Origin of the sequence: Tropicibacter alexandrii, assembly GCF_003667315.2 — a bacterium.
GTDB lineage: Bacteria > Pseudomonadota > Alphaproteobacteria > Rhodobacterales > Rhodobacteraceae > Tropicibacter > Tropicibacter alexandrii.
Genome location: NZ_RCTZ02000016.1, coordinates 14,818 through 27,053 on the forward strand (window position 1 = coordinate 14,818; position 12,236 = coordinate 27,053).

Below are 12,236 nucleotides of genomic sequence, written 5' to 3' on the forward strand. Positions count from 1 at the left end.
CTGCCGCGCGGGGTGTTACTCTCACGGCAAAGAGCAGGAGCACAGATATGAGCACCCCAATCGACCCCAAACTGATCGACCGACTCGCCGAGGTCGCCGTCCGCACCGGGCTGAACCTGCAACCGGGGCAGGAACTGATCCTGACCGCCCCGGTCAGCGCCCTGCCTTTGGTGCGCGCCGTGACCGCCGCCGCCTATCGCGCGGGCGCGTCCATTGTGACGCCGCTCTTGTCGGACCCCGAAGTGGCTCTGGCGCGGTATGAAAACGCGAGCAATGACAGCTTCGACCACGCGGCGGGCTGGCTGTATAACGGCATGGCCGAGGCCTTTGGCAACGGCGCCGCGCGCATGGCCATCGTCGGCGAAGACCCGATGCTGCTGTCCGAGATGGACGCGGGCAAGGTGGGCCGCGCCAACCGCGCGAACTCTGCCGCCTACAAACCCGCCCTGTCCAAGATCGCCAATTTCGAGATCAACTGGACGATCTGCGCATGGCCGGGCGAGGCATGGGCGCAACGCATGTTCCCTGACCTGCCCGCCGAGGAGGCACAGCACAAGCTGGCCGAGGCGATCTTTGCCGCGAGCCGCGTGCTGGATGAGGACCCGGTGTCGAACTGGGCGGTGCACAATGCGAAGCTGCGCGAGCGCACCGATTGGATGAACGCCCAGCGGTTCGATGCCCTGCATTTCAAGTCCGAGCATACCGACCTGACCGTTGGTCTGGCGGATGATCACGAATGGATGGGCGGGGCGTCGACCGCACAGAACGGCGTGACCTGCAACCCGAACATCCCGACCGAAGAGGTGTTCACCACGCCCCACGCCGCGCGCGTTTCGGGTCGCGTGCGGTCGTCCAAGCCTTTGTCGCACAACGGCACCTTGATCGAGAATATCGAGGTGGTGTTCGAGGATGGCCGCATCACCGAGGCGTCTGCGACCAAGGGCGAAGCAGTGTTCAAGGAACTCATCGCCACCGATGAGGGCGCGGCCCGTCTGGGTGAGGTCGCGCTGGTGCCGCACAGTTCACCCATCTCGCATTCGGGGCTGTTGTTCTACAACACGCTGTTCGACGAAAACGCCGCCTGCCATATCGCGCAGGGCCAGTGTTATTCCAAGTGTTTCCTCGATGGCGACACGCTGACGCCCGAGCAGGTCACTGCAAAAGGCGGAAATTCCAGCCTGATCCATGTGGACTGGATGATCGGCGGGCCGGACACGGATATCGACGGGATCAAACCCGACGGCACCCGCGTCCCTGTGTTCCGTCAGGGCGAGTGGGCGTAAGGAGCCCGTCCCGGGCTTGACCCGAGGTGGAGGCCCCGGGTCAAGCCCGGGGCGGGTGTCACCTTATCCTTGATACTCGGTCCAAGCCATGTCCTCGCCGCCAAGGCCGCCTTTGACCACGCGGGTCGGCAGACCGATGCCGTCGAGCAGGGTGAAGAACGGCTTGGGGTCCAGCTCCTCGACGTTCTTCATCGTCCCGGCATCCCATTCGCCCGACGCCACCAGCATCGCGGCGGCAACGGGGGGCACGCCCGCAGTGTAGGAAATGCCCTGCGAGCCGACCTCGTTATACGCCTCTTTGTGGTCCGCGACGTTGTAGACGAACAACTCGATCTCCTTGCCGTCCTTCGTGCCTTTGACCAGATCGCCGATGCAGGTCTTGCCGGTGTAATCGGGCGCAAGGCTCGCCGGATCGGGCAGGCACGCCTTGACCACCTTCAGCGGCACGACCTCGCCACCATCGGCCAGCTTCACCGGCTGTTCGGACAGCAGGCCGATATTCTTCAGCACGGTGAAGACGTTGATGTAGTGGTCGCCGAAGCCCATCCAGAACCGCACATCCGCCTGCGGATAGTTCGTCGCCAGCGAATGCACCTCGTCATGGCCCGACTGATAGGCCTGCGAGGGGCCCACCACCGGCAGATCCCACAGATGGCCCGAGGCGAACATCGTCGTCTCTTTCCACTGTTGATCCTCCCAGTAATAGACCACACCGGTGAATTCGCGGAAGTTGATCTCGGGGTCGAAGTTCGTGGCGAAATACTTGCCGTGGCTCCCTGCGTTGATGTCGACGATGTCGATCGACTTGACCTCGTCCATCTGGTCGATGGCAAAGCGCGCAAAGGCGTTGACCACACCCGGATCGAACCCTGCGCCGAGGATCGCGGTGATCCCCTTTTCGGCGCACAGATCGCGCTTTTTCCATTCGTAGTTGGCGTACCACGGCGGGGTCTCGCAGATCTTGTCGGGCTCTTCGTGGATGGCTGTGTCGATATAGGCCGCGCCCGCCTCGATGCAGCCGTCCAGCACATGCATGTTCACAAACGCCGTGCCCACGTTGATGACGATCTGGCAGCCGGTTTCCCGGATCAGGGCCGCGACAGCTGCGCTGTCGGTGGCGTCCAGCTCATGCGATTTCAGAACGCCCTCGACCTTCATCGCGCCTTTTTCGCGGACCGACTCAAGGATGGCGTCGCATTTCGACACCGTCCGGCTGGCGATGTGAATCTCGCCCAGCACATCGTTGTTCTGCGCGCATTTATGCGCCACGACCTGAGCGACGCCGCCTGCGCCGATGATGAGAACGTTCTTTTTCAACCGTCTGAACCTCCGTTTTCAGTAATGTTCGCGCCCGAAGGCAAAGGTTTCACGACAACGCCGCCGAGAAATCGTCATAGGTGAAATCGCGCACCTTGCGCACGGTTCCATCCAATTCGCGAATGGCAATCGAGGGCATCTGCACCCCGTTGAACCAGTTCTTCTTGACCATAGTGTAACCGGCGGCGTCTTGTAGAGACAACCGCTCGCCCGGTTGCAACGCGTGATCGAACCGGAATTCCCCGAAAATATCGCCCGCAAGGCAGGATTTGCCGCAGACCATCCATTCCTGATCGCCCGCTTCCTCCATCTTCGCGCTTTCACGGTAGATCAGCAGGTCGAGCATATGCGCCTCGATGCTGCTGTCGACGATGGCGAGGTTCTTGCCGTTGAACAGCGTGTCCAGAACGGTGACTTCGAGCGTGGTGGATTTGGTGATCGCCGCCTCGCCCGGTTCTAGGTAAACCTGCACCTCGTTCTGTCCGGCAAAGCGTTTCAACCGCTCCGCCAGCTTGTCCAGCGGATAGCTCTCGCCGGTGAAGTGGATGCCGCCGCCGAGGCTGATCCAGTCCATGCGGCGGATCAAATGCCCAAAGCGCTGCTCGATCATGCCCAGCATCGCGTCGAAGCGTTCGAAATCCGCGTTCTCGCAATTGTTGTGGAACATGAAGCCGCTAATGAGGTCGGCGACCGGTTCGATGGTTTCGGGCGCGTGCTCGCCCAAGCGCGAGAAGGGCCGCGCCGGGTCGGCCAGATCGAAGCCCGAGGTCGACACGCCCGGATTGACGCGCAGCCCCCGCGTATGACCGCGCGAAACCTCCTCGAACCGCTGCAATTGCTGCGCGGTGTTGAAGATCACCTTGTCCGAAGAGGCCAGCACCTCGTCGATCTCTTCGGGGGCCCAAGCGACGGAATAGGCGTGGGTTTCGCCGGGGAATTTCTCGCGCCCCAGCTTGACCTCGAACAGCGACGACGAGGTGGTGCCGTCCATATACTCCGACATGAAGTCAAAGACCGAATGCGTGGCGAAACATTTCAGCGCCAGCAAAGCCTTCGCCCCGGAGTTTTCACGCAGCCACGCGATCTTCTCCATGTTCGGCAGCAGGCGGGCCTTGTCGATCAGGTAATAGGGGGTTTGCATGGCTCCGCTCCTTTGTTTGGCCAGCCACCTAATGCGAAGCCCGTATCAAGGCAATGGTTTACAGCCCTGCCCGGGGATCAGCGCGGTGTCCTTGGGGCAGGTGCAGCGCCCCGGTGCGGCCTGCGTCATGGTCGGAAAACGGCACGGGCAGCCCTTTTGCAACCAAGTGGTGCGGAAATCGCAGCGCAGCGGCGCGGGCTGGCAGGTGCCGTTCACCTGTTCCTGCCACGGCGGGCAGGCGGCGGCGGGGGTGATGCAATCGCCCTTGGCATCGCGCGTCTGGCCCGGCGCGCAACTGGTGCCGGGGGTGCGGCACGCGCCGGTCTCGTCGCGCTGTTCCCATGGCAGGCAGGGCGCGGGCGCGGCCGGCAGGCGCGCCGTGGCGCAGGACTGTGGCCCAAGAGGCAAGGACAGCGCCGCGATGGCGTCGTCCAGCCCATTGGCCTTGGGCAAGTCCAGTTCCTCATGCAGCGCCTCGATGGCCTTGCGGGTCTTGGAGCCGGGCAGGCCGTCCACCGGCCCGGCATCGATCCCGCGCGCATTCAGCAACGCCTGCACCACCTGTGCGCGCTGCACGGCAAAGCCGCGCACCCCCGCACGCACGCAGACCGTTTGTGTCACCCCGTATGGCTCATGGGGCAGGTGCAGCACCGCGCGGGTGGCGCCAGAGGTCTCGGGGATGATGCAGGGCAGCCCCAGCGCGTCGCCGCGCAGGCAATCCATGCCCTCGCCCGTGACCTCCCCCGCCACCGGTTGTGCAAACCCGACATCCAAGGCAACCGGGCCATCGGACTGGGACAGCTCTATCTCGAACCGGCAGGTGGTGTCGCAGCCAAGGCGCCTGACCTCGACGGGCATCGGCCCCTCTGCCTCCGGACGCAAGGCCGGTTCGACCACGGCGATATCGGCGCAGCTGCTTTGCCAGTCCATGCCATCCGGGTCCGCCCCCGGTTGCAGGCTTGGGTCGTAGAGTTCGACGCAGTTCATCAGGTAGCCCGTGCGGCCCTCGGGCGGAACATAGCGCACCGCGAACCACCGGGTTTCGCCCGCCGCCAGCCGAAGCTCGGCGGTACAGCCCGAGCCGGTCAGATCAGCCGGATCGCAGATCGCGGGCGCGATGCCGTCGAACCGCCCCGCGACCGGCACCTGATCCAGACGCATCCGCGCGCGGAGGGTGACGGGACCGACAAAGGCTTCGGGTCCGGCGTTCCGGACCTCGTAGGTAAAGACGCAAGGCTCGGTGCGCGAGCAGGTCCCGCCGCGTCCCCAATCCGCGCGCTGGATGATTTCCAGATCCGCATCGCCGCCGACCGTCTGGCACAGGCGATCCGCGCAGGTGACAAAAGGCAAGGGCGCGCTCAGATGTTCGACGACCCGGCCCTGCCCCCGACACAGCAGCACGCCTTGGGTGGCGTAGCAAGAAACCCCCGGATCGGTTTCATAGGCGACGCGCGTCACATCCCCCGCCACCGGCGACAGGGTTGCGGTGCCAGACACCCACGTCACGCAGCGGGCATTCGCGCCTTCGTGGCCGGGGCGGTCAAGCGCGCCGCATCGCAGGGTCAGGCGGTCGGTCATCAGGGGCGCGTCCAGCATACGGCCCGGCCCGCCAGCGGTTTCGAGAGCCGGTTCGGTCCGACGCAAGGGCAAGGGCCCCTCGGGCGCGTCCAGAACCTGCCCGGTCGGGTCAATCCGAACCTCTGCGTCGCGGTGCAGGTCCTGCACGACCAGCACCCCGTCCTCGACCCGCACGGCGCCCAGCCCGGCTGCACCCACATCCAGCAGCGCGAAATGGCTGATCTCTCCGGTTGCGCCGTCGATCTTCCAGATGCTGCCCGGCCCGGCATCGACATGCGGCCCCCATTGGCCCGGCATCCACATCGCACCGGGCGCGCCGCGCAGCAGGCGATCGGGCAGACCATCGCCGTCGCGATCCGGCCCGACGAGATGCAGCCCCCGCGAAGCGCTGGCCGCCAGATACAGGTCGCCGTCAAGCCATGCATGGCCGCCCACCTGCCCCAGATCGCGCGCGGTCAGGACGGTCTCTCCGACAGTCGCGACACCCCCATCCGGGTCCAGAAACACATGCCGCCGATCAGGCGCGATGCCCGGCAGCGGCAGGCGCTGGACATAGCCGCCAAAGCGGGTTTCGACCTCTCCGGCAATCGGCCCCACGGCCTGCGCCCCGGCATAGGATTCCTGCCCGGTGGCGTCGATGCGCAGCCCCTCTGCACCGGCGACAGAGGCCAGAGACAGCGTCAAAAACAAGCTGCACAGAAGAAATCGCAAAAAAAATCCCTCCGAACCACACTTATTAACACTAGGAAAATCGCGCCGTTCCGCAACCGCGGATTCCGGCTTGCACCCGGCGCGTTTGTCACTAACTCGGATCAAAATCCGATGGGCCGTTGCCTTTGGGCGCGGTTTCCCTGAAAAAGCCTTAATTTCTGACCGCCCCGGAGCCGTGCATGACCCAGACAAGTTCCCTCTTGCCGATCATCGCGATCCTGCCCTTCCTCGGCGCGCTGGTCCCCGGCGTGATGATCCGGGCGGGCCGCACCGCCTGCGCGTGGTTCACCGCCGTGCCGACGATCTTGGCGCTGGTGATGCTGGGCACGCTTGCGCCGGGTGTGATGGAGGGCACGGTCTACACCGCACAGCTGCCGTGGATTCCGCAACTGGGGCTGGAGGCGGCGTTCTTCCTCGATGGTCTTGGGCTGATGTTCGCCTGCATGATCCTTGGCGTCGGCCTGCTGATCACGCTCTATGCGCGCTACTACCTGTCGGGCGAGGACCCGATGGGGCAGTTCTACACCTATCTGCTTCTGTTCCAGGGCGCGATGCTGGGCATCACCCTGTCGGACAACATCCTGCTTTTGTTGATCTTCTGGGAACTGACCTCGCTGTCCTCCTTCCTGCTGATCGGCTATTGGAAGCACCTGCCCGAAGGCCGTCAGGGCGCGCGCATGGCGCTGACCGTGACCGGCGCAGGGGGCCTTGCGATGATCGGCGGGATGCTGATCCTCGGCAATATCGTGGGCAGCTACAACCTGACCGACATTCTGGCCTCGGGCGATCTGATCAAGGCCGACCCGATGTATCTGCCCGCTCTGATCCTGATCCTGCTGGGCGCATTCACCAAGTCGGCGCAGTTCCCGTTCCACTTCTGGTTGCCGCACGCCATGGCCGCGCCGACGCCGGTGTCGGCCTATCTGCACTCGGCGACGATGGTGAAGGCGGGTGTGTTCCTGATGGCGCGCATGTGGCCCGCCTTGGCCGGGACCGATGCGTGGTTCTACATCGTCGCCACCGCTGGCCTGATCACCATGGTGCTGGGCGCGGTGATCGCGCTGTTCAAGGATGACCTCAAGGCGCTGCTGGCCTTCTCGACCGTCTCGCATCTGGGTCTGCTGACCATGCTCTTGGGCTTTGGCACCGAGGCGGCGGCGATTGCGGCGGTGTTCCACATCCTCAACCACCTGACCTTCAAGGCGGCGCTGTTCATGACCGCCGGGATCGTCGACCACGAGACCCATACCCGCGACATCAAGCGCCTTGGCGGTCTGGCAAAACTGATGCCGATCACCGCGACCATCGGCACGATCACCGCGCTGTCCATGGCCGGTATCCCGCTGTTCAACGGCTTCCTGTCCAAGGAATTGATGCTGTACGAGGCAGCCAAGACCACGTGGTGGGAAAACCCGTGGATCGTGGCGGGGCTGGCGACGCTTGGCTCGGTCTTCTCGGTCGCCTATTCGCTTCGCTTCATCTTCCACACATTCGGCGGCAAGGTGCGCGACGACTATCCGCATCATCCCCATGACCCGCCCTTCGGCATGTATGCGGCCCCTGCCCTGCTGAGCGTGTTGGTCGTGGCCATCGGCGTCATGCCCTTCCTTGCGGAGCCCATCGTCGCCATGGCCGCCACCGCCGTGACCGGCACGCCGCAAGACCCGCATTTCGCCATCTGGCACGGGGTCAACGCCGCGCTGATCATGTCGCTGATCGCGATTGCGGGCGGGATCGTGCTGCTGCTGTTGCACCGCCCGCTGGACAAGGCGTGGCTGGCCACCCCGCGCCCCGAGGCCAAGGTGATCTTTGACGCGCTGATCGGGGCCGTGGTGCGCGCGACGCGCTGGGTCACGGAAACGCTGCACAATGGCGCGATCTCGCGCTATCTGGCGATCTTCACCGCCGCGACCGTGATCGTCGGCTACACCGCCTACACCATGTCGCCGCTTGGCCCCCAAACGCGCGAGATGCTGCCCGTGCCGCCGCTGGTCGGCATCGGGTGGTTCCTGCTGGTGCTGGCGACGGGGCTGGTGGTCTGGTTCCACCGGATGCGCTTTGCCGCGCTGGTCATCATTTCGGTGATCGGGCTGATGGTGTCGGCGGGCTTCGTCTACATGTCCGCGCCCGACCTCGCGCTGACGCAGATCAGCGTGGAGACCGTGACGATCATGCTGCTGCTTCTGGCGCTGCATTTCCTGCCCAAGGAAACCCCCGTCGAAAGCAGCGTGGGCCGTCGCGGGCTGGATGCAGCCATCGCGCTCAGCGCGGGTGTGGCGATTGCGGGGCTGTCCTATGCCTTCATGATGCGGGATTTCTCGACCATCTCGGATTACCACCTTGCCAACAGCTATATCGGCGGCGGCGGCACGAACGTCGTCAACGTGATCCTCGTGGATTTCCGGGGCTACGACACCTATGGCGAGATCATCGTTCTGGGCATCGCGGGTCTGGCGATCTTTGCCCTGATGGAGACGCTGCTGAACGGACCCGCAGGGGCGCGGCTGCGCAATTCGGGATACAACAACGACCGCAGCCATGACCGGCACCCGCTGATGATGGTGGTCGCAACGCGGCTGATGCTGCCCATCGCCGCTGTCGTCGGTGTCTACATCTTCCTGCGCGGGCACAACCAGCCGGGGGGCGGTTTCGTCGCCGGGTTGGTGATCTCGATCGCGCTGTTGATGCAATACATGGCCAGCGGCTTTGCCTGGACGACCCGCCGTCAACGGCTGGAATATCACGGTCTGATCGGCATCGGCGTCGTGATCGCCGGGCTGACCGGCATGGGCGCTTGGCTCGCCGGTGTGCCCTTCCTGACCTCGTGGTATGGCTATGTCCACTTGCCCCCCATCGAGGAATTCGAGCTCGCCTCCGCCGCGCTGTTCGACCTTGGCGTGTTCCTGTGCGTGCTGGGGGCCGTCATGCTGATGCTCTATTCGATCTCGCGGCTGGCGCGCCATGCCGGGGAAACCGTGAACAAGGAACCCATGGATTACGACCCGTCGAAAGCGCCCAAGACCTTCCAGAACCGCGCAGAGGAGGGCCTGTAAATGGAATTGATCGTGTCCAGCGCCATCGGCGTCATGACCGCCGGGGGGATCTACCTGATCCTGCGGCTGCGCGTCTTTGCCGTGATCCTTGGCCTTGCGCTGCTGTCTTACGCGGTGAACGTGTTCCTGTTCTCGACGGGCCGGATCACCATCGACGCCGCCCCCATCCTGAACAAATACGCAACCGATGTGACCTATACCGATCCGCTGCCGCAGGCGCTGGTGCTGACCGCCATCGTCATCAGCTTTGGCATGACCGCCGTTTTGGTGATGTTCGCGCTGGGGGCCTTCCTTGAGGCAGGCAACGACAAGATCGACATGGACGAGGTCGAACCAGACGTGGATGCCCCCACGGTCGAGGGGTTCGCGCTCGACATGAGCGATGAGGGCGAGGAGCGCCGGTCATGAACCACTGGATCATTGCCCCCGTCCTTTTGCCCGCGATCCTCGCGCCGCTCTTGGGCTTTGTCATGCGCCACGACATTTCGCTGGCGCGGGTGTTTTCCGTGGCGGGCAACGTGGCCCTGCTGCTGATCGGGATCGGCCTTGTCTGGACGACCTCCGACGGCCATGTCGAGGTCTACCGTCTGGGCCATTGGCCCGCGCCCTTCGGCATCGTGCTGGTGCTGGATCAACTCAGCGCGATGATGGTCCTGCTGACCTCGTCGCTGGCCTTGATCGTGCTGTGGCACGCGATTGCCACGGGATGGGACGCGCGCGGACGGCATTTCCATGCGCTCTGGCAGTTCCAGTTGATGGGCATTTCGGGCGCCTTCCTGACCGGCGACGCCTTCAACCTGTTCGTCTTCTTCGAGGTGCTGCTGATCGCATCCTACGGTCTGATGATCCATTCCGGGGGCCGCGTGCGCCTGCAGGCGGGCCTGCAATACGTGGTCATGAACCTTGCGGGCTCGACCCTGTTCCTGTTCGCGCTGGGGACGCTCTATGCCACCACCGGCACGCTGAACATCGCCGATCTGTCGGACAAAGTCTCGGCCATTGCGCCGGATGACAGCGCCCTGATCCGGGTCGCGGCCGTGCTGCTGCTGATCGTCTTTGCGATCAAGGCGGCGCTGTTCCCGGTGCAGTTCTGGCTGCCCGCCACCTATGCCAACGCCCCGGCCCCGGTCGCGGCTTTGTTCGCGATCATGACCAAGGTCGGCGCCTATGCGATCATCCGCCTGCATACGGTGATCTTTGGCCCGGACGCGCCTGCCTTGGAGCAGATGGTGTCGGATTGGCTCTTCCCCGCCGCATTGATCACCGTTGCGGTCGGTGCCATCGGCGTGCTGGGGGCCAAGCGCCTGATGGCGCTCTTGGCCTATTCCGTCGTGGGGTCGATGGGGACGATGATGCTGGCCGTGGCGATCTTTACGCCCGAGGCGACCAGCGCGGCGCTCTATTACCTGATCCACTCCACCTTCTCGGCGGCGGCCCTGTTCCTGCTGGCCGATCTGGTGGTGACGCGGCGCGGCAATGACCACCTGAACGCCCAGCCCAAGACCTTGCAAAACGGGCTGTTCGCGGCGCTGTTCTTTGCCGCAGCCATCGCCATGACCGGGATGCCGCCGCTGTCGGGCTTCCTTGGCAAGCTCTTGCTGCTCGACACGCTGCGCGGTGACTGGCTGATCCCGGCATGGACGGCGATACTTGTCGGCTCGCTGGTGACGATCGTGGGCTTTGCCCGCGCGGGTTCTGTGATCTTCTGGAAAGCCGAAGAGGTCACCGCGCCCGAAGGCACAGGCCCCGTCGACGCCCTGCCCCCGCCGCCCGCGGCGCGCGGCATGGAAATTGCTCCCACCATGGTCGCCATCGCCATGCTGGTCGCCCTGTCCGCCTTTGCCGGTCCGGTGACGCAATACACGACCAACGCCGCCAACGCCCTGTTCGACCCGCAGGCCTATGTGGATGCGGTGCTGGATCCGGACGCCTCGACCAAGGACCTGTCCAAGGGCGATGAAACAGGCGACGATTACGGCGAGGACAAACCCGCCAGCGAGGGAGGCCACTGAGATGAAGCGCATCTTCCCCCACCCGCTTTTGTCCCTGACGCTGCTGATCGTCTGGACGCTGCTGGTCAACAAGATCACGCTGGGCAACCTGTTGCTGGGCGGGGTTCTGGGTATCGTCATCCCGATCCTGACCGCCGCCTACTGGCCCGACCGCGCCATCGTCAAAAGCCCGCTGCGGGTGGCCGCCTATATCCTGATCGTGGTCTGGGACATCATCATGGCCTCGATCACCGTGGCGCGGATCGTGCTGTTCATGCGGCGTGACAAGGTCCGCTCGCAATGGATCACCGTGCCGCTCGACGTGACCTCGCCCGAGGCGATCACCGTTCTGGCGGGCACGATCACCATGACGCCCGGTACGCTGACCGCCCTGCTGTCGGCGGATGCGGGCAGCCTGCTGGTGCATTGCCTGCACACCGACGACCCCGAGGCGGAAGTCGCAGGCATCAAGTCCCGCTACGAGGCCCGCCTGAAGGAGATCTTTGCATGATCGGATATGCGCTGACCTTTGCCCTGTTCTGTTTCGGGGCCGGCCTGCTGTTCTGCCTGTGGCGGCTGCTGCGAGGCCCGACCCGCGCGGACCGTATCCTTGCGCTGGATACGATGGTGATCGACATGATCGCCATTCTGGTGCTCTACGGCCTGAAAGAGGGCACCGCCGTCTATTTCGAGGCCTCCATGCTGGTTGCCATGGTCGGTTTCGTGTCTACCGTCGCCTATTGCCGCTTTTTGCTGCGCGGCGACATCATCGAGTGAGGGTCTGATGGAACAATTCGCAGACATCATCGTATCGGTCTTTCTCGTGGTCGGGGGGATCTTCGGCTTTGTCGGATCGTTCGGGCTGGTGAAGCTTCAGGACACGATGCAGCGCATGCACGCCCCCACCAAGGCGACGACGCTGGGCGTCGGCGGCGTGCTGATCGCCTCGATGACATGGTTCGCTATGGTCGACGGGCATATCTCGTTCCACGAGCTGCTGATCACCATTTTCCTGTTCATCACCGCGCCGATCACCGCGCATTTCATGGCGCAGACCTATATCCGCATGCACAAGCGCGAGGATGAACTGTCGCCCACCGGGCGGCCCGTCGGCTGGTCGGTCTATCAGGACGCCCCCGGCCTCGAAGATCGCAAGGACTGA

Annotated in this window: 10 protein-coding genes; 7 read left to right on the plus strand and 3 right to left on the minus strand. The window is 64.4% G+C overall.

Features of this window, described 5'->3' with window-relative positions; translation table 11 throughout:
- Positions 1–47 precede the first annotated feature (47 nt).
- Positions 48–1,283, plus strand: coding sequence for an aminopeptidase (locus tag D8Z78_RS17885; RefSeq protein WP_121632397.1), 1,236 nt, complete (start codon positions 48–50; stop codon positions 1,281–1,283).
- A gap of 63 nt (positions 1,284–1,346) precedes the next feature.
- Here the strand turns inward: D8Z78_RS17885 and D8Z78_RS17890 are convergent, their stop codons facing one another.
- The 3 genes from D8Z78_RS17890 to D8Z78_RS17900 are packed head-to-tail and all read right to left on the minus strand — an operon-like array spanning position 1,347 to position 6,009.
- Positions 1,347–2,600: a saccharopine dehydrogenase family protein gene (locus D8Z78_RS17890; protein ID WP_121632399.1), complete on the minus strand. Its 1,254-nt coding sequence runs from the start codon at positions 2,598–2,600 to the stop codon at positions 1,347–1,349.
- A gap of 49 nt (positions 2,601–2,649) precedes the next feature.
- Complete coding sequence (locus D8Z78_RS17895) at positions 2,650–3,741, minus strand: carboxynorspermidine decarboxylase (protein ID WP_121632401.1); 1,092 nt, start codon at positions 3,739–3,741, stop codon at positions 2,650–2,652.
- Between the two features lie 45 nt (positions 3,742–3,786).
- Complete coding sequence (locus D8Z78_RS17900) at positions 3,787–6,009, minus strand: hypothetical protein (RefSeq protein ID WP_164933003.1); 2,223 nt, start codon at positions 6,007–6,009, stop codon at positions 3,787–3,789.
- Between the two features lie 200 nt (positions 6,010–6,209).
- Between D8Z78_RS17900 and D8Z78_RS17905 the strand changes: the two genes are divergently transcribed.
- From D8Z78_RS17905 to D8Z78_RS17930, 6 genes are read left to right on the plus strand one after another with little or no spacing between them, the layout of a single operon-like run.
- Positions 6,210–9,083, plus strand: coding sequence for a monovalent cation/H+ antiporter subunit A (locus tag D8Z78_RS17905; RefSeq protein ID WP_121632405.1), 2,874 nt, complete (start codon positions 6,210–6,212; stop codon positions 9,081–9,083).
- Positions 9,084–9,491 (plus strand): Na+/H+ antiporter subunit C, encoded by a 408-nt coding sequence (locus D8Z78_RS17910; RefSeq protein WP_121632406.1) that lies wholly within the window; start codon positions 9,084–9,086, stop codon positions 9,489–9,491.
- Positions 9,488–11,095, plus strand: a complete 1,608-nt coding sequence (locus D8Z78_RS17915) for a monovalent cation/H+ antiporter subunit D (protein ID WP_121632408.1) — start codon at positions 9,488–9,490, stop codon at positions 11,093–11,095. The genes D8Z78_RS17910 and D8Z78_RS17915 overlap by 4 nt, the downstream gene beginning before the upstream one ends.
- 1 nt (position 11,096) lies before the next feature.
- A complete protein-coding gene (locus D8Z78_RS17920) occupies positions 11,097–11,585 on the plus strand; it encodes a Na+/H+ antiporter subunit E (protein ID WP_121632410.1) in 489 nt (162 codons plus the stop codon).
- Positions 11,582–11,851 carry a K+/H+ antiporter subunit F gene (locus D8Z78_RS17925; RefSeq protein ID WP_121632411.1) on the plus strand — a complete coding sequence of 90 codons (270 nt, stop codon included), beginning with the start codon at positions 11,582–11,584 and terminating at the stop codon, positions 11,849–11,851. Before D8Z78_RS17920 ends, D8Z78_RS17925 begins: the two co-directional genes overlap by 4 nt.
- 7 nt (positions 11,852–11,858) lie before the next feature.
- The gene (locus tag D8Z78_RS17930) at positions 11,859–12,236 is read left to right on the plus strand and encodes a Na+/H+ antiporter subunit G (RefSeq protein WP_121632413.1); all 378 of its coding nucleotides are present in this window, start codon (positions 11,859–11,861) and stop codon (positions 12,234–12,236) included.